The organism is Diaphorobacter caeni (assembly GCF_015354245.1).
In the GTDB taxonomy this organism is placed as follows: domain Bacteria; phylum Pseudomonadota; class Gammaproteobacteria; order Burkholderiales; family Burkholderiaceae_C; genus Diaphorobacter_A; species Diaphorobacter_A caeni.
In genome coordinates this window covers 436,014-459,791 of the sequence record NZ_JADKYZ010000003.1, presented here as the reverse complement: position 1 = coordinate 459,791, position 23,778 = coordinate 436,014, and the positions used below count along the sequence as shown (strand labels likewise).

Sequence of the window (23,778 nt, the reverse complement as noted above, 5' to 3'; positions counted from 1 at the left end):
AAGTTAGTTCATGCAGCAGATCACACGGCAACTGGCCGCAGAAATCAAAATTTCAGAATCTCAGGTGCGCGCAGCCGTCGAGCTGCTGGATGGCGGGGCCACGGTTCCGTTCATCGCGCGCTACCGCAAGGAAGTGACCGGCGGTCTGGACGACATCCAGCTGCGCGAGCTTGAAGCGCGGCTGTCGTATCTGCGCGAGCTGGAAGACCGCCGCGTCGCCGTGCTCAAGGCCATCGACGAGCAGGGCAAGCTGACGGACGCGCTGCGCGCCGCCATCGCCGCCGCGCCGACCAAGCAGGAGCTTGAGGACATCTACCTGCCGTTCAAGCAAAAGCGCCGCACCAAGGGGCAGATCGCCAAGGAGTTCGGCATCGAGCCGCTGGCGGACATGCTGTTCGAGAATCCCGATCTTGATCCGAACGAGGAGGGCAAGGCATTCCTCAAGGATCCCGAAGTGCTGCCTGACGGCAAGCCCGGCGCGGACTTCTCGACCGTGCCCGCCGTGCTCGACGGTGTGCGTGACATCCTCTCCGAGCGCTGGGCCGAAGACGCCGCGCTGGTGCAGGGCATGCGCGAATGGCTGTGGAGCGAAGGCCTTTTGCGCAGCAAGAAGGTCGACGCCAAGAACGAGAACGACCCCGAGGTCGCCAAGTTCCGCGACTATTTCGAATACGACGAGCCGATTGGCCGCGTCCCCTCGCATCGCGCGCTCGCCGTGTTCCGTGGCCGCGCGCTCGAAATTCTGGAAGCCAAGCTGGTGCTGCCGGTCGAGCCCGAACCGGGCAAGCCGAGCATCGCCGAAGGCCGCATCGCCAACCATTTGGAGTGGAGCCATGCGGCACGCAAGTCCGACGATCTGATCCGCAAGTGCGTGGCCTGGACCTGGCGCGTCAAGCTCAGCCTTTCCACCGAGCGCGATCTGTTCTCGCGTCTGCGCGAAGATGCCGAGAAGGTCGCGATCAAGGTGTTCGCCGACAACCTGCGTGATCTGCTGCTGGCGGCGCCCGCGGGCCCGCGCGTGGTGATGGGGCTGGACCCGGGCATCCGCACCGGCGTGAAGGTGGCCGTGGTCGATTCGACCGGCAAGCTGGTCGAGACCGCCACCGTCTACCCGCACGAACCGCGCAAGGACTGGGAAGGCTCGCTGCACACGCTGGCCAAGCTGGTCGAAAAGCATGGCGTGAACCTGATCGCCATCGGCAACGGCACGGCCAGCCGCGAGACCGACAAGCTCGCCGCCGACCTGATCAAGCTGGCTGCCAAGGCCGACAAGCACATTGAAAAGGTGGTGGTGAGCGAGGCCGGTGCCTCGGTCTACTCCGCCAGCGAATACGCCTCTCAGGAAATGCCCGATGTGGACGTGAGCCTGCGCGGCGCGGCTTCAATTGCTCGCCGCCTGCAGGATCCGCTGGCCGAACTCGTGAAGATCGAGCCCAAGAGCATTGGCGTGGGCCAGTACCAGCATGACGTGAACCAGAGCGAGCTCGCGCGCACGCTGGAGGCCGTGGTCGAGGATTGCGTGAACTCGGTGGGCGTGGATCTGAACACGGCCAGCGTGCCGCTGCTCTCGCGCGTGTCGGGCCTGTCGTCGAGTGTGGCCAAGTCGGTCGTGCGCTGGCGTGAATCGAACGGCGCGTTCAAGAGCCGCAAGCAGCTCATGGACGTGAGCGGCCTCGGCGCCAAGACGTTCGAGCAGTCCGCGGGCTTTCTGCGCATTCGCGGTGGCGAGAATCCGCTCGACATGACGGGCGTCCACCCCGAAACCTATGCCGTGGTCGAGCAGATCATCGAGAAGACTGGCAAGCCGGTGAACGAGATCATGGGCCGCGCCGACATGCTCAAGACGCTCAAGCCTGAGCTGTTCGCCAACGAGAAGTTCGGCGTGATCACGGTGAAGGACATTCTGGGCGAACTCGAAAAGCCGGGCCGCGATCCGCGACCCGACTTCAAGGTCGCGCGCTTCAATGAAGGCGTCGAGGACATCAAGGACCTGAAGGAAGGCATGATCCTCGAGGGCACGGTGAGCAACGTCGCGCAGTTCGGCGCGTTCGTCGATCTCGGCGTGCATCAGGATGGTCTCGTGCACGTGAGCCAGCTCAGCCACAAGTTCGTCAACGACGCGCGCGAAGTGGTGAAGACCGGCGATATCGTCAAGGTCAAGGTCATGGAGGTGGACGAGGCGCGCAAGCGCATCAGCCTGACCATGAAGCTTGACGCGGCACCGGCGCGCCGCGATGGCCCCCGCGACAACCGCTTCGAAGGCGCGGGACGTGGTTACGCCCAGCCTCCGCGGCGCGGCAACGACGTGCCTCAGCAGTCGGCCATGGCCTCCGCATTTGCCAAGTTGCAACAGCCCAAGCGCTGAAATCACGCGAGATTGTCGCCGTGTGCAACAGTCGGGTACTCCAGACTGTGACACACGGTGAACATGCGTTAACAATTTCACAGAAGGCTCACGGCAGCGTGGATAATCGGGCCAGTTTGTTACAACCCGAATTGCCAGGTGACTGCAACTGCCACTGCGACCGAGACGTTGGACCACTCTTTGGTGGTTCCCAGCCTGCCGCGCACCGTTGCGCTGCTGATGACCGAGCTGATGGCGCCGGAGCCTCATCTGTCGCGCCTCAGTCAACTCTTCAGCAGCGACCCCGGTCTCGCGGCGGCGCTGCTGTGCGTCGCCAACGGTGAGCGCTTCGGTGCCCACCGGCTGGTGATGGGCGTGCCGCAAGCGCTCGCGCTGCTGCCCAATTCCGCCCTGCGCGCCGTGGTCGCCGCAGCGCCCGTGGGCACCGCGTCGCGCTCGGTGCCGGGCATGAACCTTCAGCAGTTCTGGCGCTACAGCCTCGAGACCGCCAGGCTCGCCCGGTCCCTTGCGGGCATCGTCCACCTGAATCCGATGGTGGCCTACACGGCCGGTCTGCTGCATGCGGTGGGCTCGCTCGTGATCCATCGCTCCGAAGCCGACCGCATCAACAACATCAACGTGCTCTGTGGTCCGTTCGACCTGCGCCGCATGGAGTTCGAGTATCGTCTCTTCGGCTTCAGCTACGCGCAGGTGAGTGCGGGACTTGCCAAGCGCTGGAAACTGCCGCAGGTGCTGGTCGAGGCGCTGTGCTATCAGGGCAACCCGCTGGACAACGACGCCTACGAGCCGCTGGCCGCCGTGCTCAATCTGGCCATCTGGCGCGCGCGGGCCGGAGAGGCCCAGCTCAACGAGCGCGAACTCGCGGTGACCTATCCCGGCGAGATCGGCATGACGCTCGGCCTCGACATCGACACCGTGCTGCAGCAGGACCCGATCAACTGGAAACCGCGGTTCGAGGAAGCATGACGCGCCCGGCGAAGAAGGCGCTTCGCATTTACGCCGGCCCTGCGGCACTTGCGCAGATCCGCGAGCGGGGGGCTCTCGCGCCCGACATGGTGCGCGTGATTCCCGCTGCGGCGGGTGGCCCCAAGGGGCTGATCCTCGGACCGCTGGATCGTTTCATTTTTGGCGACTGGCTGCCGGGCTCCGCGCAACCGGTGCATCTGATCGGCGGCTCCATAGGCGCGTGGCGCATGGCGACCGCCTGTCTGCCCGACGCGGTGCGCGCCTTCGAGCGGCTGGAGCACGACTACATCCATCAGGAATACGACATCGAGCCCGGTGCCAAGCGCCCCAGTGCCGAGCATGTGAGCACCCGGTTCGCGCAGAATCTGCAGACGTTCTTCGGCGGCGAGGTGACGGCGCTGCTGGCCCATCCGCGCTATCGCCTGCATGTGGTCACCTCGCACGGACGCGGCCTGCTTGCGCGCGAGGGGCGGCTCGCCACGCCGCTGGGTTATCTGGGGGCCTATGCGAGCAACGCGATCAGCCGTCGGGGGCTCGCGCACTGGCTGGAGCGCGTGGTGTTCTCTTCGCTCGACGGCGGCAAGCCCGCGAGGATGCCGTTCGATACCGAAGATTTCCGCACGCTCCAGGTGGCGCTCGTTGAACGCAACTTCATGCCCGCCCTGCAGGCCAGCTGCTCCATCCCGTTCATGCTTCGCGCCGTGCACGACATTCCCGGCGCACCGCGCGGCGCCTACTGGGATGGCGGCATCACCGACTACCACCTGCATCTGCGCTACCTGAGCGGCGAGCGGGACGGTATCGTGCTCTATCCGCATTTCCAGAAGCAGGTGATTCCCGGTTGGCTTGACAAGGCCTGGCGATCGCGCCACCACGCGACTTCGGCGCTCGACCGCATGGTGGTGCTCGCGCCCGATCCCGAATGGGTCAAGACCTTGCCCCATGCCAAGCTGCCGGATCGCAATGATTTTGTGAACTACCTCAGTGACAACGCGGGCCGGGTGAGGGCGTGGGAGCAGGGCGTCGCAGCCGCACGCCAATTGGCCGACGAGTTCGCCGAATGGTGCGCACGGCCCGATCCGGCGCGCCTCGAACCGCTCTGAGACAACGGCTCCGGATGTCTTGGGTATTGATGTTGATCAAGTGACGATGGCGATCCGATCACGCGACTGAGTACTGGGTGACCAGTGGTGATAGATTGGCTTGAATCATTCGAGCAACTTTCGCAACCAGCCCGGTGGCTCGGGCCATATATCCATGAACATCACATTCCACGGCGCGGCGCAGACGGTCACCGGCTCCTGTCATCTGGTCGAGGCGAATGGCTGCCGCTTCCTCATCGATTGCGGCATGGCCCAGGGCGGACACGAGGCCGACGAGCACAACGAAAACGCATTCACCTTCGATCCCGCAAGCATCGATTTCGTGCTGCTCACCCATGCCCACATCGACCACAGCGGTCTCCTGCCCAAGCTCGCGGCGCGCGGGTTTCGCGGCCCGATCCATTGCACCCTGGCGACGAGAGATCTGCTCGACGTGCTGCTCAAGGACAGCGCGCACATCCAGCAGATGGAGTATGAGCGCGACATCAAGCGCCAGAAGTCCGGAGGCCTGCGCCATCAGCGCGGCAATTCCTACAAGGCGAACAAGGACGTGCAATTGCCCCTCTACAGCCTCGCCCACGTCGCGCTTGCGATGGAGCAGACCCGCGCGCAGCCGTATGACAAGACGTTTTCGCCGCATGCCAACGTGCAGGTCCGCATGCGCGACGCGGGGCACATTCTTGGCTCGGCGATTCTCGAGGTCTGGCTCACTGATGCACACGGCAAGGTCACCAAGCTGGTCGCGAGCGGCGACCTCGGCCAGCCCGGGCGCGTCATTCTGCGCGATCCGACTCCCATCGACGAGGCCGATGTGCTGCTGATCGAATCGACCTACGGCGACCGTCTGCACAAGGACCTGGGCTCCACGCTCGACGAGCTGGTCGAGGTGGTCAACCGCACGGCGCCGCATGGCAACATCGTCATCCCGGCCTTCGCCGTGGGCCGCACGCAGGAGCTGCTCTATCACTTCCTGCAGCTCGCGCAGCAGGGGCGTCTTGGCAACGTCGAGATCTTCGTCGACTCTCCCATGGCCGTTGCCGCCACGGAAATCACGCTCAAGCATTTCTCGGTGTTCGACGAAGAAGCCCAACAACTGCTCGGCAGCGCCGCCAAGCTCATGGAGAGCAAGCGCATCCACTTCATCAGCGACGTCGAAGACTCCATCAAGCTCAACCGCATCAAGAGCGGCGCGGTGATCATCAGCGCCAGCGGCATGTGCGACGCGGGCCGTGTGCTTCACCACCTGCGCAACAACCTCGGCAACCCCGACTGCGCGGTCATCATCTGCGGCTTCCAGACCGCAGGATCGCTAGGCAGGCGATTGGTCGATGGCGTCAAGCAGGTCCGCATGTTCGGCGAGGAAATCGACGTGCGCGCATCGATCCACACGCTGGGCGGCTTTTCGGCCCATGCCGATCAGAAGGCGCTGCTGGACTGGGCGGGGGCGTTCCAGAAGAAGCCGCACATGACATACGTGGTGCACGGCGAGGCCGAGCCCGCACGGATTCTGGCGGGCAAGCTCAAGGAGCAGTTGGGGATGGATGCGGTGGTGCCGGAGGAGGGCGAGCGCTTCGACTGGAATTGAGCAGGATGCCCACCAGCTCTTCACGCATCAAACGGCCTTCCCTGAAACGCTTGCGCCAGGTAGTCCAGGAAACAGGTGATTCGTGAGGCCAGCGCCGTATTGCGGTAGTAGACCGCGTGGATCGACTGCCGTACCTCGAGCGTCTGTTTGGCGAACAGCGGCACGAGTGCGCCGCTCGCCCGGTCTTCACGCGTCATGAAGTCGGACAGGCAGACGATGCCTTGCCCCGCCAGTGCGAGGTGGCGCAGGGTTTCGCCGTTCTGCGAGAGGACCTGCGGCGCGATCTGCACGGGCTCGCCATCGGGGTGCCGCAGCGGCCATTCGTTGAGCGATTCGGGTTTGCTGAAACCGAGCAGCACATGGCGCTCGGCATTCAGCAGTTGCGCGAGGGTTCTGGGCGTGCCGTGCGCTTCAAGATAGGCGGGACTCGCGAGGATGCGCACCCTGCTGGTCGCCAGCTTGCGCGCGTGCAGCGTGGAGTCCTTGAGCGTGCCGATGCGCAGGGCCACATCGGTGCGATGCTCGATGAGGTCGGAGATGCCTTCGTTGGAGTTCAGCTCCAGCTCTATCCCGGGATAGAGCGCGCGAAATCCAGCGATCAGCGGAACGACCGCATGCAGCATGAAGGGCGTCGCGGCGTCCACGCGCAGGCGGCCTGCGGGCGCGTTCTTGCGCGCGGCCATCTGCTCCTCGGCGGCGTTGACCGAATCGAGAATGCTGCGCGCCTGCTGCAGGAATCCAGCGCCTTCCTCGGTGAGAATGAGTCGCCTGGTCGTGCGGTTGAGCAGCGTGGTGTCGAGCTTTTGCTCAAGACGCGTGAGCGCACGGCTGGCGGCGGAGACGGTGAGCTCAAGCCGCTCGGCGGCGGCCGAGATTGATCCCAGATCCACCACGGTCACGAACACCTGCATTTCGTCGAGAGTGGTTTTCATTGTTGATTTCAAATCAAATATGTTTGCTTGATTCTGGCATTTTTCTGCAACACCGAATTAGGCATACTTCATGGCATTCAATCACTGTTTGGAGCAACACATCATGGGCATCCCTTCTTTTGGCGTCGGCACCTTCCGTTTGAAGGATGGAGCGGCCAAGGACTCCGTTCTCAAGGCGCTGGACGTGGGCTACCGCGCCATCGACACCGCGCAGATCTATGGCAACGAGGCCGAGGTCGGCGAGGCGATGGCGGAATCCGGCGTGCCGCGCGATCAGCTGTTCGTGACCACCAAGATCTGGGTGGAGAACTTCTCGCGCGACCGGCTGATACCGAGCTTGCGCGAGAGCCTGGAAAAGCTGCGCACCGATGCGGTCGATCTGACGCTGATCCACTGGCCAGCGCCGGGCGCAGCCGTGCCTCTGCCCGAATACATGGAGGCGCTGGCCGAGGCCAAGTCGCTCGGCCTCACGCGGCAGATCGGCATCTCCAACTTCAACATCGCGCTGACCCGCGAGGCCATCGCCGTGGTCGGCAAGGGCGAAATCGCGACCAACCAGATCGAGCTGAGCCCCTATCTGCAGAACGCCAGGCTGACGGCCTTTCTGAAGGAGCAGGGCATTGCCGTGACCTCGTACATGACGCTCGCTTACGGCAAGGTGCTGCAGGATCCCGTGCTCACCGCCATCGCGCAGAAGCACGGCGCGAGCGTGGCCCAGGTGGCGCTGGCATGGGCGCTGCAACTGGGCTATGCGGTGATTCCGTCGTCCACCAAGCGCGAAAACCTGGCAAGCAACCTGCTCGCGCAAAAGCTGATGCTCGACGCGGACGACATGGCGCAGATCGCAGAGCTGGAACGCAACGGCCGCGAGGTCAATCCCGAGGGGCTGGCGCCGGTCTGGGATTGAAAGCGCCACGAAGCGATAGCAAAGCGGCGGCTTGGCAGCGTCTAGAATTTGGCGGATGACGTCTCCTGTTTTCATGCGCAAGTACATCTTGCGCAGGCCCTTTGCCTCGGTTCATTGGGGCGTTCCGCTTGTCTTTTTTGTCTGCTGGATATGGCTTGTCGCAGCATCTCAGTGCAAGGACGGCCCGCTGTATCCGGAGCTTGCGTTTGTTGTGACGGTGACATGCAGTGTTATCTGGATCAATTGGCTTGGCACTGATTCCGATGCGCGTGGATGGCGTCGTTGGGGCGAGGCGTCGGCGCATGTTTTGTACGATTTGCTGAGCTTCGCTCTGATCTGCTTCGTCGGCGCTCTGGCACTCACGGTGCTGATGCCGGCAGTCCAGTGCTATACGGCACGTGCGTACGTGGGGGAAGTACTGCATCAAGTCGCGCCTCAACGTGAAATGATCACAGCCAACATCGAGCGGACCGGCTCGCTCGATGGCGTTGGCAAGGGCGTCGCGATTGCCGCGGTCGGCAGGCTGAGCGGCGGGCGGGTCACCGATGACGGCAGGGTGATGCTGTTCATGGCGGACCCTGCGGCATCGATTTTTCTGGAGCCTCGCATTGACAGTGGAAAGGTGGCATGGAAATGCACCGGATTTCCTGTGACTTCCATGCCGGCGCTCTGTCGCATTCCGTGAGCGTCGTTGATTGTTGCATGAAGCGAGAGCAGCATGCATAGGGGTGATGGACCGTTGACTCAATGCGCGGGTTTGTAGGACCAGTCCTGTTGTGTTGTCGGTAGCGGGGCTGGTCGGTTTTCCCACCGGTCGATCGGTGAAAATCTGCGGCACGTTGAAAACCCGCCAACTCTTTTTCCCATGTTTTGGAGCCGTCCTTTCACCGAAGCCGAGCGCGCATTCGTGCGCCGCTTCTTCGCGCATTCGCTGGATGCACTTCAGCCGCGCATGCGCCTTCATCTGCGGCGGCTGGGTGACACGCGGCGGGCGCTGTCGATGAATGGTGGGCGCATCTTCATGCCGCGTGCTTGCTTTGTGAATGGCGATGCGCGGCAGTCGCTCAGGCTGTCTCATCCCTATGTGGCGGGGCTGTTTGCGCATGAGCTGCTGCACCAATGGCAGCGCGAGCAGGGCATGGCGGTGACGCGGCAGGCGGCGTGGCTGCAGGTGCAGGCCGCGTGTCTGCGACGTGACCCCTATGCCTATGAGGGGTGCGATGACGCGGCGCGCATGCTCGCGCAGTTTCAGTCCGCGCAGGTGGAGCAGCAGGGCCAGATGTGGCAGGACTATGTGACGGGCTGCGTGGCGGGAATGGCCGACCCTGCGTTCATGGCGGTTGCCGACTGGGTGTCGGGCAAGGGTGAGGAGCGCGGCCCGGTCACTCGGGCCTGAAGTTCATTGCCGCCACAAAGTCGTTGCCTGTGACATCGCGCGCGGAACCGAAGCCCGCGATATGGCGGCCCGATTCGGGCGTGATGCAGACAAAGCGGAAATCGGGAAGTTCGGTCATGAATCCGGCTTCGGGAAAACGCGCGAGATAAGCCGTGCGGATTCCCTCACCGAGCACGCTCTCGGTGGGCAGCGTCGAGGCGACGCCCTGCAGGCTCACTCGCTCGAGCGCATGCACGCCGTCGCCAGCCGTTTCCGGCGCGCTGAAAAGCAGTGACACGGCCGGATGCCGCTCCATTGCCCGCGTGTGCACGGCGAGCGCGCTCACGTGCAGCACGATGCAGCCGAACTGCGCGCACCAGGCGAACGGCACCATGGAGATCAAAGGGGCGCTGCCAGCATTGCCATCGATGGCCGAGACGGCCAGCGCAGCGGTGCGGCGCTGTTCGACCAACGTACGCAGGCTGCGTTGCAGGCGGGATTCGTGTGGCATGGTGTGGAAGGTGCAGGCAAATCGGGTTGCACCATTGTAGAAAGCCAGCGATGACCGCGCTCACATACCGTGTGCAGGCAATCTGCGCATTGGCTTGGTATGGTGAGGCGAGCCTGCTGGCTTGCTTTCAGGACCGGCTCGTCGGGCGGTCTCGGTGCGCTGTTTCAGGCGCAGGGCTGCATCTGGCGTTCGTGCTGGTGCGCAAGGCGATCAAGCTCCGCGCACACGTCGGCCATGCGGCCGGAGATCACCATGCGGCCGGTGCCTCCGTTGGCGTCTGGTTTGACGACGACGCGCAGGGCCGGGCGACGCGGTTGTGCGTCCAGCCGGGCGAGTGGCGTGGCGGCGTTGTGGCTGGCCAACTGCAGCGGTGACTGGGTGGCGCTCAGGAAGTCGAGACGGTCACTGTTGGCTGCCGAGGTGGCGAGTCTGCGCACCTTGCCCAGACGTGGTCGCACGAGCAGCTTGAGCTCGGAGATGTCGACTTCCGTGGGCAGGACGGTGCGCTGGTCGTTGCCTGCACGCAGAGCGACCCAGTGGGCGATGCGGTTGAAGGGTTGGGCGATGGCGGAAAGTTCGATCAGGGCGGAACGCATGTGATATCTCCAGCATGACGCGATTGGAGAGCGTCATGAAAAGGTTGAACACAGGCAGGATTACCGGAATACGGACGAAGCGCTGCCGCAGGGCTGGCGAATCCGGGGAGATTCGCCAAACGCCCGCCACCTGCGGTCAGCACTGGAATGGGGAAGAGGTGATGCTCTACATGAGCATGGTGTTGCGGATCAGACCTACCGCGAGGCCTTCGATCTCGAAATGTTCGCCGGGGTGAACGGTGATCACCGGGTAGTCCGGGTTTTCGGGCAGAAGCTCGATGGCGTCGGCCGAGCGACGCAGGCGCTTGACGGTGACCTCGTCACCCAGACGGGCGACGACGATCTGGCCGTTGCGCACGTCCTGCGTGGCCTGCACGGCAAGCAGATCGCCGTCCATGATGCCGGCGTCACGCATCGACATGCCGCGTACCTTGAGCAGGTAGTCAGGTTTGCGCGCGAAGAGACTGCCTTCGACGGTATAGCTTTGATCGATGTGTTCTTGCGCGAGAATGGGCGAACCCGCAGCGACGCGGCCGATGAGCGGCAGCACGAGCTGGGCGAGGCCCGGAATCGGCAGGTTGAACTGTGCATCGCGCGCCGCGTTGATGTTGCGCACGGCGTCGGAGCGCAGGCGGATGCCGCGCGAGGTGCCGCTGACGAGTTCGATCACGCCTTTGCGGGCCAGTGCCTGCAGGTGTTCTTCGGCGGCGTTGGCGGACTTGAAGCCCAGCTCGGCGGCGATTTCGGCCCGGGTGGGCGGTGCGCCGGTGCGCGAGATGGCGTTCTGGATCAAGTCCAGAATCTGCTGCTGGCGGGCGGTGAGCTTGGGGCTGTCGGACATGGTGCGATCCATCCAATGCAGTCGGGTTGCGAAATGACGTACTGGTTAAATAACCAGTGCCTGTATTTTTGAACAGTTTTTAAGGAGACGCAAGTGGTTGTTGCAAAAAAGATCGTACTGCTGGGGACGGGCGGCACGATAGCCGGCACTTCTGCGGTCGCCGGTGCCAATACGGGATACACCGCCGCCCAGATCGGCGTGGAGGATCTGATCGCCGCTGTTCCCGCTCTGCGGGAGGTGGCGCCGGGTGGGCTGGTCGCCAAACAGATCGCGCAGGTGGACAGCAAGGACATGTCGCACGAGATCTGGCTCAAGCTTGCCCGCCACTGCGAGAAGCACCTTGCCGATCCCGACGTGCAGGGCATCGTGATCACGCATGGCACGGACACGCTGGAGGAAACCGCGTGGTTTTTGCAACAGGTGCTGGAGCCGCGCAAACCCATCGTGCTGTGCAGCGCGATGCGGCCCGCAACGGCGCTTGCGCCCGATGGTCCGCAGAATCTGCTGGACTCGGTGATCGTCGCGGGCGAGCCCACGGCCTGCGGCGTGCTGTGCGTGGCGGCGGGCGAGATCCATGGCGCGCGCGAGGTGCGCAAGGTGCATCCGCTCAGACTCAACGCCTTCTCTTCGGGCGACGCGGGCCCGCTTGGCTGGGTGGAAGGTCGCAGCGTGCGCTGGTCACGCAACAGCGCGCCCGAGTGCTCGGCGACGTCGCATGCGCGCGTCGTGCAGACGCTGCCCGAGCCCGATCTGTGGCCGCAGGTGGAGATCGTGATGAGCCATGCGGGCGTGAGCGGTGCGCTGGTCAAGGCGCTGGCCGCGCAGGGCGTGGACGGCATCGTCGTGGCCGCCACGGGCAATGGCACGCTGCACGGGACGCTGGAGCACGCGCTTGAAGCCGCCGAGGAGGAGGGCGTGCTGGTGCGGATCGCGTCGCGCTGCGTCGAGGGGCAGGTGCTTGGCGCGGAGGATGACCGCTGGGCGAGCGCCAACGGGCTCAGTCCCGTCAAGGCCCGCATCAGCCTCATCCTCGATCTCATCGATGACGATCTTGCCGCCGAGAACGATGAATAGCTTCTATTCTGATTTTGGGCTGATCCGCCGTCGGGATCGTTGATCGGGCGCTCGCTTCGCTTTGAAGGGGCGCTGTCTGGACTACCCAATCCAGGATCAACGTCGACGCCCATAAAAAACGCCGCATTCCGCGGCGTTTTTGCTGGTGGCCATGCCGGGGGTCAGCTGGCGAGTGCCTGGAGGGCGCGCTGGGTGATCTCTTCCACGCTGCCGGTGCCGCTGATGGCGCGGTACTTGGGGGCGGCGGCGGCGTCGGCCTTGGCCCAGTTGGAGTAGTAGTCGACCAGAGGGCGGGTCTGGGCGTCGTAGACGTCCAGGCGCTTCTTGACGGTTTCTTCCTTGTCGTCTTCGCGCTGCACCAGGTCTTCGCCGGTCACGTCATCCTTGCCGGCGTTCTTGGGCGGATTGAACTTGACGTGGTAGGTGCGGCCCGAGGCGGGATGCGAGCGGCGGCCGCTCATGCGTTCGATGATGGCTTCGAAGGGGACGTCGATTTCCAGCACGTAGTCCAGCTTCACGCCGGCGGCCTTCATCGCATCGGCCTGGGGGATGGTGCGGGGGAAACCGTCGAACAGGAAGCCCTTGGCGCAGTCAGGCTGGGCGATGCGTTCCTTCACCAGATTGATGATCAGGTCGTCGCTCACCAACTGACCGGCGTCCATCACGGCCTTGGCCTGCACGCCCAGCGGGGTTCCGGCCTTGACGGCGGCGCGCAGCATGTCGCCGGTGGAGATTTGCGGGATGCCGTACTTCTCGCAGATGAAGGCGGCTTGCGTACCCTTACCGGCGCCGGGAGCGCCAAGCAAAATCAGTCTCATGGATGTCCTCTGTATGTTGAAATCTGCGGGCACATCAGCCGCGGGCATGCCAGCGCCCGCTCTCGTGCTCTTAACCGGTCAAGGATAGCACGCGTAGCCCGCACCAAACTGACGTGCTGCGCAGAGACTCTCCTCGGTTTTGGGGGAAAGGCGCGTTTCCTGCACCGGCTTGGTGCGAAGGGTTCCTCAAGGGGTCCTGACGGCTTCAGCCCAGCAGGGCGCGCACGCGTTCCAGGTCGGCGGGCGTGTCGACACCGGGGCCCGGCGCGTGTTCGCTCACATGCACGGCGATGCGGTGGCCGTGCCAGAGGGCGCGCAGTTGCTCCAGCGCTTCCAGCACCTCGGTGGGCGCGGGCGCCAGCAGCGGGAACTCGCGCAGAAAGCCTGCGCGGTAGCTGTAGATGCCGATGTGGCGCAGGGGCGCGACGCCCTTGGCTGCGGCGGGCAACTGCTGCTGCTGGTCTTTCCACCAGGCGGAGCCTGTCGCGTGGTCGCGCGCGAAGGGAATTGGCGAGCGGCTGAAGTAGTGCGCAAGCCCCTTGGCGTCGAGCACGACCTTGACCACGTTCGGGTTCACGAAATCTTCCACGGAGTCGATGGCGTGCGCCGCCGTGCCCATGCTCGCGTCGGCGCGCTGATCGAGAATCTCGGCCACGGCGTCGATCAGGCGTGGGTCGATCAGCGGCTCGTCACCCTGCACGTTGACCACGATGTCGCTGCCGTTCAGACCCAGTTGTTCGCAGGCCTCGGCCAGACGATCGCTGCCGCTCGGGTGATCGGCGCGGGTGAGGATGGCATCGATGCCGTGCGACTGGCAGGCTTCGACGATGCGCTGATCGTCGGCCGCCACCACGACGCGGGTGGCGGCGCTTTGCGCTGCGCGGTGCGCCACATGCACGACCATGGGCGCACCGGCGATGTCGGCCAGCGGCTTGTTCGGCAGGCGCGACGAGGCCATGCGCGCGGGAATCAGCACCGTGAACGGCGCGGCCTGAGCTGCCTTGACGCTCATGCCTCCAGTTCCTCGTCGGTCAGTTCACGGGCTTCGTTCTCCAGCATGACGGGAATGCCGTCACGCACCGGATAGGCCAGACGGGCACTGCGCGAGATGAGTTCCTGGCGCTCGCGGTCATAGGTCAGCGGACCCTTGGTGACGGGGCATACCAGCAGTTCAAGCAGTTTGGGATCCATGGCGGTGTTGCGGGGCGTGCGACGGGACGCACACCCTCGGTAAATCATTGAGCAAGGGGTGGATGATAGCGCTTGAGCAGTTCGTCCAGAGCATCGAAAAACGCCTTCGGCAGCCGGACTTCCAGCGGCACGGCAAGCGCCTTTGGATGCACGGGCCAGAGTTTGGTCGCGTCTTTTTCGGTACAGAGCAAGGGCAGAGCGTCTTGACTCTCGGGCTTCCAGCCGCTGAAGTCAAAGTGGTCCGGCAGCGCGAAGCAGCGGTTCAGAGTCAGACCGCGCTCGCGCAGCATGCCGAAGAAATCTTCCGGGCGGGCAATCGCGGCGAGCGCGTTGACGGGCTGGCCGCGCAGAGAATCGAGCGTGCGATGATGCCCTTCGGCATTGACGGCATGTTCCGCCAACTGGCGCTGGAGTTCGAACTGGGGAGCGGGGCCATCAGGCGCGTTGCCTGCGTAAAGCACCAGATCGACCGCGCGCGGCCAGGGCTCGCGCAGCGGGCCTGCGGGCAGCAGCCAGCCGTTGCCCACGCCCTCGTTGTTGAACACGCAGATTTCGATGTCGCGCTGCAGTGCCAGATGCTGCAGGCCGTCGTCACAGACGAGGATGTTGACCTCGGGGTGTTCTTCGAGAAGCGCCTGCCCGGCCTCGGCGCGGCGGCTCGCGACGAAGACCGGCACGTTCAGTGCGCGGGCAAGCAGCAGGGGCTCGTCGCCCACTTCCAGCGCGGTGCTTTGGGGGGTGACGGCTCGGCAGCCTTCCGTCTTGCGGCCGTAGCCGCGCGAGATGACCCCGGGCGTGAATCCGCGCTCTTTGAGGTGGCGCACGATGGCCATGGTCACGGGCGTCTTGCCCGCGCCACCGGCGATCACGTTGCCCACGGTGATCACCGGAACCGGAAGCCGGGTGCTCTTGAGGGTGCCGCTTCGGTAGAGCGCGCGGCGCAGTGCGGTCAGGGCTCCGTAGAGTCGGGAGAGGGGCCAGAGCAGGGCTGCGAGAGCGCCTCGGCGCTGCCACGAGGTGCGCAGCGCCGAGGACGCGTTCCCGGCCATGTTCTCAGTTGGTGTTTGCGAGCTCATCGCGAGACTCGCAGGATGCGGGTCGGGATGGGCTGCAAGGTGCACACCGCAGCAGCAGCGCGTGCCATCGCGAGGATTTGAAGCGCAGCGGACCACCCGAGGCCGCGCCTGCAAGACCGCGTGGGGATCGTGAACACGCTCTTGAGGCTTACTTGCCGGCCGATGCCGACGTCTGCGTGGCGAAGGTGATTTGCGAGAGGCCCACGCGGCGCGCGGCCTCCATGACCGTCACGACGGCCTGGTGCGGGGACGAGGCGTCCGCGCTGATGATGATCACGCTTTCCTTGCCTGCCTTGGCGGCGTCCGACAGGGCGGCGGCGACGGATTCGACATTCTTGCCCTCAAGCGCCGAACGGTTCACCGCATAGCGGCCGTCGGCACCCACGGACACGATGATTTCCTTGGGGCGGTCACGCATCTGCTCCACGTCGGCCGTCGGCAGCGTCAGCTGCATTTCGGTGAACTTGCTGTAGGTGGTGGACAGCATCAGGAAGATGAGGATCACCAGCAGCACGTCGATGAACGGGATCAGATTGATCTCCGGTGCTTCCTTGGCGCGTGGTCGAAAGTTCATGACTGGGTCGGTCCTGCGTAGTGTGCGAAAAGGCTTCAGCGACCGGCGTGGCGCTTGAGGTGACGCACGAACTGCTCGGAAGCCAGCTCCATCGACAGCAGGTAGTCATCGACGCGGCTGCGGAAATAGCGCCAGAAGATCAGCGTGGGAATCGCGATGATCAGGCCGAAGGCGGTGTTGTACAGGGCGATCGAGATGCCGTGCGCGAGCTGTGCCGGATTGCCGCCGGACATGGTGTTGCCACCGCCCTGCGAGCCGAAGATCTCGATCATGCCGACCACGGTGCCGAACAGGCCCAGCAGCGGCGCGGCGGAGGCGATGGTCGCCAGCGCGTTCAGATACTTCTCGAGGCGGTGGGCCACGGCGCGGCCGGTGCTCTCCATCGAGCCGCGAACGTCTTCCTCGGTGGCCTGGGGATCGCTGTTGAGGGTGCGCAGGCCCGAGGCCAGCACTTCACCAAGCGCGGAATTCTGGGCCAGCTGCGCGACCACGTCGGGTGCTGGAACGCCCTTGGAGGACACCGTGATGGCTTCGTCCAGCAGCTTGGGTGGAGCGACGCGCGCGGTTTTCAGGGCGATGAAACGCTCGATAATCAGCGCCATGGCCAGAATGGAACAGGCAATCAGTGGCCAGATGGGCCAGCCTGCGGCTTGTATGATCGACAGCAAATCTCTCTCCCGCGTGTGAATGCAGTGGGCGATTATGGCTCAGCTCTTCAGCTTCGCTACAAAAATTGCACTGCGTTTAGGGCGTCCTATCAATGTAGGTCTGCGGATTGCAAGAAGTCACCCACAATTTCTGTGGATAACTTTGTGGGAAAGTATCGATGGACCTGCCGCAAAGCTGCATGGCGTCGTGCTTTCAACAAATTGATCAAAAAATCGTCATCAAATTTTCTTTTAAAATCAACAGGTTGCACGGAGATATGCGCGTTTGTAAGGTTTCTGCGGGGTGGTGCGGCGCCAACATGGTGAGCATGCATTCTGTGGACTACTGCGACTCCCGATTTGCCCGAAAGCCAGAGCCCATCTATGTTTGAGCGCGAAAATGTAGGACTGGAGCCACAGGTATGGGAGGTCGGCGCGCTGTGCCGCGCGATCTCTGATGCCTTGCAGGCCCGATTCAATCCCGTCGCCGTGCGCGGCGAAATCAGTGGCTTTTCGCGCGCGGCCAGCGGGCACTGCTATTTTTCGATCAAGGATCCGCAAGGGCAGATCCGCTGTGCGATGTTCAAGCGAGCCGCCTCCATGATGGATTTCTCGCCGCGCGACGGTGAGCTGGTCGAGGTGCGCGGGCGGCTGGGCGTCTATGAGGCGCGCGGCGACCTGCAACTGGTCGTCGAGAGCATGCAGCGCGCGGGTCAGGGCGCGCTGTTCGAGCAGTTTCTGCGCCTCAAGGCCAAGCTCGAGGCGGAAGGCCTGTTCGATGCGGGGCGCAAGCGCGATCTGCCGGTCTTTCCGCGCGCGATCGGCGTCGTCACCTCGCCGGGCGCCGCCGCATGGCATGACGTGATGACGGCGCTCAGGCGGCGCGTGCCCCACATTCCGGTGGTGATGATTCCCGCGCTGGTACAGGGTGCGCAGGCACCGGCCTCCATCGTGCGGGCGCTCGAGACGCTCTACGCGCGCTCGGGCGATGTGCCAGCAAAAGACGGCGTGCCGCCGGTGGACGTGATTCTGTTGGTGCGCGGCGGCGGGTCCATCGAGGACCTCTGGTCGTTCAATGACGAGCAGGTGGCGCGCACCATCGTGCGGAGTCCGGTGCCTTTGGTGAGCGGCGTGGGGCACGAGACCGATTTCACGATTGCGGATTTCTGCGCCGATCTGCGTGCGCCGACGCCGACCGCCGCTGCTGAACTGGTGGCCCAGCCGCGCGAGGTGTGGCTGGGCGCGCTTGCGCTGATGCAGGAGCGCCTGAGCGAGGCCGTGGAGCGCCAGCTCGATCGTTCCGCTCAGCGCCTTGACATGGCGGCGCGGCAGATCAGCCGCCCGTCCAATCACATCGCTCGGCAGCGGCTCGCGCTGATGCGCCAGGCCCAGAGCCTGCGCGAGTCGGCCCAGCAGCAACTGCACCGCGATGACAAGCGGCTCGAACAATGGAGCGCGACATTGCCGCGAATGCTGGAGCGCTCGCTTGGGCGGCTGGACCAGCGCCTGGCGCATGCAGCCACGCGGCTTGAACTGCTCAATCCGCAGCATGTGCTGGCGCGTGGCTATTCGCTGCTCAGCGATGCCAAGGGCCGCACGGTGACCAGCGTGAAGCAGGCGCCGCCGGGCACCGCGCTGAGCGCGGCGGTGTCGGATGGCGTGCTTGACGTCGTCGTGACGCCGCCGCGGCTGCTGTAGGGGATGGCGGGCGGTCGTTTCCGCATTGGGTTTCTGTAAGCCGACGCCGTCTGCATATCCATATTCCATTCAAGGGGCACTTCGCCTCCTACAATGGTCAAGTATTTCGCCCCGGCATCGCTCGCGGCCCGCGCCGCGCGGTGATGCCCATCCAACCATCAATCAATCCACCACGAGGAAACAACCATGGAACGCACCCTGCCACCATTGCCCTATGCCATCGACGCTCTGGCTCCTGCCTACAGCAAGGAAACCATGGAGTATCACTACGGCAAGCACCACAACGCCTATGTGGTCAAGCTCAACGAACTGCAAGTGGGCACCGAGTTCGAAAACCTCGAACTCGAAGAAGTGATCAAGAAGGCTTCCGGCGGCATCTACAACCAGGCCGCTCAGATCTGGAACCACACCTTCTTCTGGAACTGCATGACCCCAGGCGGCGGCGCAGAGCCTACGGGCGCTCTGGCTGACGCGATCAACAAGAAGTGGGGCAGCTACGCCGACTTCAAGAAGGCCTTCGTGGCATCCGCAGTCGGCAACTTCGGCTCCGGCTGGACCTTCCTCGTGAAGAAGGCAGACGGCTCGGTCGACATCGTCAACATGGGCGCCGCCGGCACCCCCCTGACCACCGCCGACAAGGCGCTGCTGACCGTGGACGTGTGGGAGCACGCCTACTACATCGACTACCGCAACCTGCGCCAGAAGTTTGTCGAAACGTTCTTCGACAAGCTGGTGAACTGGAAGTTCGCCGAAGCCAACTTCGCCTGATCTCCGGTCTTCCGGAATCATGAAAAAGCCTCCGAAAGGAGGCTTTTGTCGTTTCAGGCGCGCCTGTTCTGCGTCAGCAGCTCAATCAGCACCCTGAGCGCCGGGGACTGATGGCGTCTGCCGGGATAGTAGAGGTGAAAGCCCTCGGTCGGCGGGCACCATTCGGACAGCACGCATTCCAACGCGCCGCTGGAAATCGCATCGTTCACCATGTCCTCGTAGACATAGGCGAGGCCGACGCCCGCGAGCGCGGCCTCCACGATCATCACGTCATCGTCGAGCGTGAGCGGCCCCCGCGTCTGGACGTCGATGCGGCGTCCGTCCCGGCTGAACTCCCAGCGGTAGAGCGCACCGCTCGGAAAGCGGCGGTTGATGCAGCGGTGGGCGGTCAGATCCTCCGGCGTGCTCGGCCTGCCGTGTGCCGCGAGATAAGCCGGGGTGCCCACGACGACGAAGCGCGGCACGGGCGCGAGCGGCAGGGCGACCATGCCGTTCGCGAGGCTCTCGCCGAATCGGATGCCGGCGTCGAAGCCGCCCTCGACGATGTCGAGCAGCCGGTCGTCGGTGGCGATGTCGAGCTCCACCAGCGGACAGCGTTCGTGAAACGCCGCAAGCACCGGTGCCAGTACGATGCGCGCGGCCTGGCGCGGCACGTTCAGGCGCAGCCGGCCGCTTGGCGTGGCTCCCATGTCGCGCGCGTCCTGCAGCGCCAGTTGCATGTCGGCGAGCGCGGGCGTCAGGCGCTCGAGCAGCAACTGTCCTGCGTCCGTGGGCGTGACGCTGCGGGTCGTGCGATGCAGCAGCCGCAACTGCATGTTGGCCTCCAGTTGCGCGATGGAGTGGCTGAGCGCCGACGGCGTCACCCCGAGCTCGCGGGCGGCGGCGCTGAAGCTGCGGTGCTGCGCGACCTTGGCAAAGGCGGCGAGGGCATCCAGACTCGTGTTGACGGCGGGGGACGCGGGCTTGTTCATGGAGCAGGCTTATTCATTTGTGAAATGAGCTCATGAATTTACTGAGCATTGGCGGGATTATCAATTGCAAAGCGCTGCTGCACACTGCCACGGTGTCGGCGCATTCGTGGAATCGCGGAATCGCGCCATCGCTTCAACGACAGCAGAATGGAGAACGCATGGAAACACGCACACTGGGATCGCAGGGGCTCAAGGTTTCGGCCGTGGGGCTGGGCTGCATGGGCATGAGCTTCGCCTACGGCGGCGCGGACGAGGGCGAGGCGCTCGGCACGCTGCACCGGGCGCTGGAACTTGGCTGCAACTTCTGGGATACGGCCGAGGTCTATGGGCCCTACACCAATGAGAAATTGCTCGCCAAGGCGCTCAAGGGGCGGCGCGACCAGGTCATCGTCGCCACCAAGTTCGGGTTCGACATCGCGCCCGAAACGCCCGAGCGCCAGGGTGCGGCGCGCATGGTCGGCCTCGACAGTCGGCCAGAGCACATCCGCGAGGTGGTGCATGCATCGCTCGCGCGCCTCGAGATCGAGACCATCGATCTGCTCTACCAGCACCGCGTCGATCCGGCCGTGCCCATCGAAGACGTGGTCGGCGTGATGTCCGATCTGGTGCACGAGGGCAAGGTGCGGTTTCTCGGGCTGTCGGAGCCGTCCGCCGCGACGCTCAGGCGGGCCCACGCCGTGCATCCGATCTCGGCGGTGCAGTCCGAGTATTCGCTCTGGAGCCGCGAGGTCGAAGTCACCACGCTGCCGGCCTGCGCCGAGCTGGGCGTGGGCTTCGTGCCCTACAGCCCCTTGGGGCGCGGTGCTTTGACGGGCAAGCTGCCCGCGCCCGATCAGCTTGCGCCCGACGATTTCCGTCGCCATCTGCCGCGCTTCCAGATGGACGCCTGGGAGCGCAATGCAGGGCTGATCGCCACGCTGGAGCGCATGGCAGGGGAGCGTGGCTGCACGGCGGCACAACTCGCGCTGGCCTGGGTGCTGGCGCAGGGCGAGCACATCGTGCCGATCCCGGGTGCGCGGCGCGAGCCGCATCTGCGCGAAAACATCGCGGCGGCCGGCCTCCGGCTCTCCGCCGAGGATCTGGCTGAAATCGCCGCGTCACAGGACCCGGGCAAAGTGCGGGGAGAGCGTTACACCGCTGCATCACTGGCCCTTGTGAATCGTTGAGCGCTGCGCTACGGATTTTCCCTGAGCAAACCGACGCGCGTCCTTGTGCGGGCGGCGGTTGCACTCGCGCTTGGTACCGATTTCTAGGGGGTTAAGTCTTGTATAAGACTTGAAAAGCGGCGACAATCGTGGGATCGAATTCCGTATCGTGATATTGCATTGCACAATGAAGTCCGTTTACCCGCGGGCAGGCGCATGCAGTCTCGATCCGGACCGGTTTTTTTGTAGCGGACGCTCACCCGGAGTCCGCTGCATCCCGCTCCCTGTTTCGCCACTTGAAAGAGACAATGACTTCGAAAATCATCTACACCCTGACCGACGAAGCTCCACGACTCGCCACAGCGTCGTTCCTGCCCATCGTTCGCGGTTTTGCATCCAATGCCGGCATTGAAGTCGCCGAAAGCGACATTTCCGTCGCAGCCCGCATCCTGGGCGAATTCCCTGAACTGCTGACCGAAGAGCAGCGCGTTCCCAACAACCTGGCCGAACTGGGCAAGCTGACGCTGACCCCCGAAGCCAACATCATCAAGCTGCCCAACATCTCGGCATCCGTCGGCCAGCTGCAGGAAGCCATCAAGGAACTGCAGGGCAAGGGCTACAAGATCCCCGACTTCCCCGAGAACGCCCAGACCGACGCCGAGAAGGACATCAAGGCACGCTACTCGCGCTGCATCGGCTCGGCTGTGAACCCCGTGCTGCGTGAAGGCAACTCCGACCGCCGCGCTCCGCTGGCCGTCAAGAACTACGCCAAGAAGCACCCCCATTCGATGGGCGAGTGGAAGCAGTGGTCGCAGACGCACGTCTCGCACATGGACCACGGCGACTTCTACCACGGCGAAAAGTCGATGACGCTCGACAAGGCATGCGACGTCAAGATGGAGCTGGTCACCAAGTCCGGCAAGACCGTGGTGCTCAAGCCCAAGGTCGCGCTGCAGGCCGGTGAAGTGATCGACTCGATGTTCATGAGCAAGAAGGCTCTGGTCGAGTTCTATGAGAGCGAGCTGGAAGACTGCCGCCAGTCCGGCATCCTGTTCTCGCTGCACGTGAAGGCCACGATGATGAAGGTCTCGCACCCCATCGTGTTCGGTCACTGCGTGAAGATCTACTACAAGGACGCGTTCGAGAAGCACGCCAAGCTGTTCGACGAACTGGGCGTGAACGTGAACAACGGCATGGCCAACCTGTACGAGAAGATCGAGACGCTGCCCGCTTCGGTGCGCGAAGAGATCATCCGTGACCTGCACAAGTGCCAGGAACACCGTCCCGCTCTGGCGATGGTGGATTCGGCCAAGGGCATCACCAACTTCCATTCGCCCAACGACGTGATCGTGGATGCGTCGATGCCCGCGATGATCCGCCAGGGCGGCAAGATGTGGGGCGCCGACGGCAAGCCTTACGACTGCAAGGCCGTGATGCCTGAGTCGACCTTCGCCCGCATCTATCAGGAAATGATCAACTTCTGCAAGTGGCATGGCAACTTCGATCCGAAGACCATGGGCACCGTGCCGAACGTGGGTCTGATGGCGCAGAAGGCCGAAGAGTACGGCTCGCACGACAAGACCTACGAAATCGAGGAAGACGGCGTAGCCAACATCGTCGATCTGGCTACCGGTGAAGTGCTGATGAGCCAGAACGTCGAGCAGGGCGACATCTGGCGCATGTGCCAGGTCAAGGACGCTCCGATCCGCGACTGGGTGAAGCTGGCCGTCTCGCGCGCACGCAACTCCGGCATGCCCGCCGTCTTCTGGCTGGACCCCTATCGTCCACACGAAGCCGAGCTGATCAAGAAGGTGCAGAAGTACCTCAAGGAACACGACACCAACGGTCTCGAGATCCACATCCTGTCGCAAGTGCGCGCGATGCGCTACACGCTCGAGCGCGCCGCCCGTGGCCTCGACACGATCTCGGTGACCGGCAACATCCTGCGCGACTACCTGACCGACCTGTTCCCGATCCTGGAACTGGGCACCTCGGCCAAGATGCTCTCCATCGTGCCTCTGATGCAAGGCGGCGGTCTGTACGAAACCGGCGCGGGCGGCTCGGCTCCCAAGCACGTGGAGCAGCTGGTGGAAGAAAACCACCTGCGCTGGGATTCGCTGGGCGAGTTCCTGGCGCTGGCCGTGTCGCTCGAAGAAGAGGGCATCAAGACGAACAACGCCAAGGCCAAGCTGCTCGCCAAGACGCTGGACCAGGCCACCGGCCGTCTGCTCGACGAGAACAAGTCGCCTTCGCGCCGCACCGGTGAACTCGACAACCGTGGCAGCCAGTACTACATCGCCCTGTACTGGGCCGAGGCCATGGCCGCTCAGACCGAGGACAAGGATCTGGCCGCCAAGTTTGCACCGATCGCCAAGGAATTCGCCGACAACGAGCAGAAGATCGTTGGCGAGCTGAAGGCGGTCCAGGGCAAGGCCGCCGACATCGGCGGTTACTACCAGCCTGACCTGGCCAAGCTCGACGCAGTGATGCGCCCAAGCGCCACGTTCAACGCCGTGGTCGCCAAGATCGCAGCCTGATCGGCACGGACCCTCGGGCCCGCTCCCCCATGCAAAGCCCGTCCGGCATGAAGCCGGGCGGGCTTTGTTGTTTTTGGAGATTGGCGTTGCCTCCACGA

Annotated in this window: 23 protein-coding genes; 12 read left to right on the top strand and 11 right to left on the bottom strand. The window is 64.2% G+C overall.

All coding sequences use genetic code 11. From position 1 onward, the window contains the following. The first annotated feature begins 10 nt into the window (after window positions 1-10). From ISG32_RS09805 to ISG32_RS09790, 4 genes are all read left to right on the top strand, one after another. Window positions 11-2,365: a Tex family protein gene (locus ISG32_RS09805; protein WP_194770818.1), complete on the top strand. Its 2,355-nt coding sequence runs from the start codon at window positions 11-13 to the stop codon at window positions 2,363-2,365. Between the two features lie 180 nt (window positions 2,366-2,545). Further along, window positions 2,546-3,331 (top strand): HDOD domain-containing protein, encoded by a 786-nt coding sequence (locus tag ISG32_RS09800; protein WP_228529697.1) that lies wholly within the window; start codon window positions 2,546-2,548, stop codon window positions 3,329-3,331. Further along, window positions 3,328-4,434, top strand: a complete 1,107-nt coding sequence (locus ISG32_RS09795; RefSeq protein ID WP_194770817.1) for a patatin-like phospholipase domain-containing protein — start codon at window positions 3,328-3,330, stop codon at window positions 4,432-4,434. Before ISG32_RS09800 ends, ISG32_RS09795 begins: the two co-directional genes overlap by 4 nt. Before the next feature lie 154 nt (window positions 4,435-4,588). Next, window positions 4,589-6,019: an MBL fold metallo-hydrolase RNA specificity domain-containing protein gene (locus ISG32_RS09790; RefSeq protein ID WP_194770816.1), complete on the top strand. Its 1,431-nt coding sequence runs from the start codon at window positions 4,589-4,591 to the stop codon at window positions 6,017-6,019. 20 nt (window positions 6,020-6,039) lie between these two features. Here ISG32_RS09790 and ISG32_RS09785 read toward each other — a convergent pair whose 3' ends face one another. Further along, complete coding sequence (locus tag ISG32_RS09785; RefSeq protein ID WP_194770815.1) at window positions 6,040-6,951, bottom strand: LysR family transcriptional regulator; 912 nt, start codon at window positions 6,949-6,951, stop codon at window positions 6,040-6,042. A gap of 103 nt (window positions 6,952-7,054) precedes the next feature. On the opposite strand from ISG32_RS09785, the gene dkgB reads away from it, so the two are divergent. The 3 genes from dkgB (at window position 7,055) to ISG32_RS09770 (ending at window position 9,254) form a co-directional block, all read left to right on the top strand. Continuing rightward, window positions 7,055-7,858: a 2,5-didehydrogluconate reductase DkgB gene (gene dkgB, locus ISG32_RS09780; protein ID WP_194770814.1), complete on the top strand. Its 804-nt coding sequence runs from the start codon at window positions 7,055-7,057 to the stop codon at window positions 7,856-7,858. Window positions 7,859-7,931: 73 nt separating this feature from the next. Further along, window positions 7,932-8,543, top strand: a complete 612-nt coding sequence (locus ISG32_RS09775) for a pilin (protein WP_194770813.1) — start codon at window positions 7,932-7,934, stop codon at window positions 8,541-8,543. 180 nt (window positions 8,544-8,723) lie between these two features. Beyond that, entirely contained in the window at window positions 8,724-9,254 is a 531-nt protein-coding gene (locus ISG32_RS09770; RefSeq protein ID WP_194770812.1) for a hypothetical protein, read from the top strand. On the opposite strand, the gene ISG32_RS09765 is transcribed toward ISG32_RS09770, so the two are convergent. The 3 genes from ISG32_RS09765 to lexA all read right to left on the bottom strand — a co-directional run bounded on the left by ISG32_RS09765 (window position 9,241) and on the right by lexA (window position 11,181). After that, complete coding sequence (locus ISG32_RS09765; RefSeq protein WP_194770811.1) at window positions 9,241-9,744, bottom strand: HugZ family pyridoxamine 5'-phosphate oxidase; 504 nt, start codon at window positions 9,742-9,744, stop codon at window positions 9,241-9,243. The two genes, ISG32_RS09770 and ISG32_RS09765, sit on opposite strands and share 14 nt — an antisense overlap. 164 nt (window positions 9,745-9,908) lie before the next feature. Then, on the bottom strand, window positions 9,909-10,340 hold the full coding sequence (locus tag ISG32_RS09760; RefSeq protein WP_194771042.1) for a hypothetical protein: 432 nt from the start codon (window positions 10,338-10,340) through the stop codon (window positions 9,909-9,911). A 166-nt stretch (window positions 10,341-10,506) separates the two neighbouring features. Then, on the bottom strand, window positions 10,507-11,181 hold the full coding sequence (gene lexA / locus ISG32_RS09755) for a transcriptional repressor LexA (protein ID WP_194770810.1): 675 nt from the start codon (window positions 11,179-11,181) through the stop codon (window positions 10,507-10,509). A gap of 93 nt (window positions 11,182-11,274) precedes the next feature. Between lexA and ISG32_RS09750 the strand changes: the two genes are divergently transcribed. Further along, window positions 11,275-12,255, top strand: coding sequence for an asparaginase (locus ISG32_RS09750; protein WP_323745917.1), 981 nt, complete (start codon window positions 11,275-11,277; stop codon window positions 12,253-12,255). Between the two features lie 161 nt (window positions 12,256-12,416). Here the strand turns inward: ISG32_RS09750 and adk are convergent, their stop codons facing one another. From adk to ISG32_RS09720, 6 genes are all read right to left on the bottom strand, one after another. Further along, a complete protein-coding gene (adk, locus tag ISG32_RS09745) occupies window positions 12,417-13,073 on the bottom strand; it encodes an adenylate kinase (protein ID WP_194770809.1) in 657 nt (218 codons plus the stop codon). A gap of 205 nt (window positions 13,074-13,278) precedes the next feature. Beyond that, window positions 13,279-14,085, bottom strand: coding sequence for a 3-deoxy-manno-octulosonate cytidylyltransferase (kdsB, locus tag ISG32_RS09740; protein WP_194770808.1), 807 nt, complete (start codon window positions 14,083-14,085; stop codon window positions 13,279-13,281). Continuing rightward, on the bottom strand, window positions 14,082-14,264 hold the full coding sequence (locus ISG32_RS09735) for a Trm112 family protein (protein ID WP_194770807.1): 183 nt from the start codon (window positions 14,262-14,264) through the stop codon (window positions 14,082-14,084). Before ISG32_RS09735 ends, kdsB begins: the two co-directional genes overlap by 4 nt. A gap of 44 nt (window positions 14,265-14,308) precedes the next feature. Then, the gene (gene lpxK, locus ISG32_RS09730) at window positions 14,309-15,313 is read right to left on the bottom strand and encodes a tetraacyldisaccharide 4'-kinase (protein WP_194770806.1); all 1,005 of its coding nucleotides are present in this window, start codon (window positions 15,311-15,313) and stop codon (window positions 14,309-14,311) included. A gap of 175 nt (window positions 15,314-15,488) precedes the next feature. Further along, entirely contained in the window at window positions 15,489-15,914 is a 426-nt protein-coding gene (locus ISG32_RS09725; protein ID WP_194770805.1) for an ExbD/TolR family protein, read from the bottom strand. Window positions 15,915-15,949: 35 nt separating this feature from the next. Continuing rightward, window positions 15,950-16,582 (bottom strand): MotA/TolQ/ExbB proton channel family protein, encoded by a 633-nt coding sequence (locus tag ISG32_RS09720; protein WP_194770804.1) that lies wholly within the window; start codon window positions 16,580-16,582, stop codon window positions 15,950-15,952. 363 nt (window positions 16,583-16,945) lie between these two features. Between ISG32_RS09720 and xseA the strand changes: the two genes are divergently transcribed. Together xseA and ISG32_RS09710 are read left to right on the top strand one after the other, a co-directional pair. Then, a complete protein-coding gene (xseA, locus tag ISG32_RS09715; protein WP_194770803.1) occupies window positions 16,946-18,259 on the top strand; it encodes an exodeoxyribonuclease VII large subunit in 1,314 nt (437 codons plus the stop codon). A 186-nt stretch (window positions 18,260-18,445) separates the two neighbouring features. Continuing rightward, entirely contained in the window at window positions 18,446-19,027 is a 582-nt protein-coding gene (locus ISG32_RS09710; RefSeq protein ID WP_194770802.1) for a superoxide dismutase, read from the top strand. Between the two features lie 53 nt (window positions 19,028-19,080). Here the strand turns inward: ISG32_RS09710 and ISG32_RS09705 are convergent, their stop codons facing one another. Beyond that, window positions 19,081-19,998, bottom strand: a complete 918-nt coding sequence (locus ISG32_RS09705) for a LysR family transcriptional regulator (protein WP_194770801.1) — start codon at window positions 19,996-19,998, stop codon at window positions 19,081-19,083. A gap of 158 nt (window positions 19,999-20,156) precedes the next feature. On the opposite strand from ISG32_RS09705, the gene ISG32_RS09700 reads away from it, so the two are divergent. Together ISG32_RS09700 and ISG32_RS09695 are read left to right on the top strand one after the other, a co-directional pair. Beyond that, a complete protein-coding gene (locus ISG32_RS09700; protein WP_194770800.1) occupies window positions 20,157-21,164 on the top strand; it encodes an aldo/keto reductase in 1,008 nt (335 codons plus the stop codon). A 287-nt stretch (window positions 21,165-21,451) separates the two neighbouring features. Continuing rightward, entirely contained in the window at window positions 21,452-23,680 is a 2,229-nt protein-coding gene (locus tag ISG32_RS09695) for an NADP-dependent isocitrate dehydrogenase (RefSeq protein WP_194770799.1), read from the top strand. The last annotated feature ends 98 nt before the right edge of the window (window positions 23,681-23,778 follow it).

Bases quoted from the DNA above. Each gene is read 5' to 3' on its own strand.
- ISG32_RS09805 (WP_194770818.1), top strand. From the start codon at position 11: ATGCAGCAGATCACACGGCAACTGGCCGCAGAAATCAAAATTTCAGAA.
- ISG32_RS09795 (WP_194770817.1), top strand. From the start codon at position 3,328: ATGACGCGCCCGGCGAAGAAGGCGCTTCGCATTTACGCCGGCCCTGCG.
- ISG32_RS09790 (WP_194770816.1), top strand. From the start codon at position 4,589: ATGAACATCACATTCCACGGCGCGGCGCAGACGGTCACCGGCTCCTGT.
- ISG32_RS09785 (WP_194770815.1), bottom strand. From the start codon at position 6,951: ATGAAAACCACTCTCGACGAAATGCAGGTGTTCGTGACCGTGGTGGAT.
- dkgB (WP_194770814.1), top strand. From the start codon at position 7,055: ATGGGCATCCCTTCTTTTGGCGTCGGCACCTTCCGTTTGAAGGATGGA.
- ISG32_RS09775 (WP_194770813.1), top strand. From the start codon at position 7,932: ATGCGCAAGTACATCTTGCGCAGGCCCTTTGCCTCGGTTCATTGGGGC.
- ISG32_RS09770 (WP_194770812.1), top strand. From the start codon at position 8,724: ATGTTTTGGAGCCGTCCTTTCACCGAAGCCGAGCGCGCATTCGTGCGC.
- ISG32_RS09765 (WP_194770811.1), bottom strand. From the start codon at position 9,744: ATGCCACACGAATCCCGCCTGCAACGCAGCCTGCGTACGTTGGTCGAA.
- ISG32_RS09760 (WP_194771042.1), bottom strand. From the start codon at position 10,340: ATGCGTTCCGCCCTGATCGAACTTTCCGCCATCGCCCAACCCTTCAAC.
- lexA (WP_194770810.1), bottom strand. From the start codon at position 11,181: ATGTCCGACAGCCCCAAGCTCACCGCCCGCCAGCAGCAGATTCTGGAC.
- adk (WP_194770809.1), bottom strand. From the start codon at position 13,073: ATGAGACTGATTTTGCTTGGCGCTCCCGGCGCCGGTAAGGGTACGCAA.
- kdsB (WP_194770808.1), bottom strand. From the start codon at position 14,085: ATGAGCGTCAAGGCAGCTCAGGCCGCGCCGTTCACGGTGCTGATTCCC.
- ISG32_RS09735 (WP_194770807.1), bottom strand. From the start codon at position 14,264: ATGGATCCCAAACTGCTTGAACTGCTGGTATGCCCCGTCACCAAGGGT.
- lpxK (WP_194770806.1), bottom strand. From the start codon at position 15,313: ATGGCCGGGAACGCGTCCTCGGCGCTGCGCACCTCGTGGCAGCGCCGA.
- ISG32_RS09725 (WP_194770805.1), bottom strand. From the start codon at position 15,914: ATGAACTTTCGACCACGCGCCAAGGAAGCACCGGAGATCAATCTGATC.
- xseA (WP_194770803.1), top strand. From the start codon at position 16,946: ATGTTTGAGCGCGAAAATGTAGGACTGGAGCCACAGGTATGGGAGGTC.
- ISG32_RS09710 (WP_194770802.1), top strand. From the start codon at position 18,446: ATGGAACGCACCCTGCCACCATTGCCCTATGCCATCGACGCTCTGGCT.
- ISG32_RS09705 (WP_194770801.1), bottom strand. From the start codon at position 19,998: ATGAACAAGCCCGCGTCCCCCGCCGTCAACACGAGTCTGGATGCCCTC.
- ISG32_RS09700 (WP_194770800.1), top strand. From the start codon at position 20,157: ATGGAAACACGCACACTGGGATCGCAGGGGCTCAAGGTTTCGGCCGTG.
- ISG32_RS09695 (WP_194770799.1), top strand. From the start codon at position 21,452: ATGACTTCGAAAATCATCTACACCCTGACCGACGAAGCTCCACGACTC.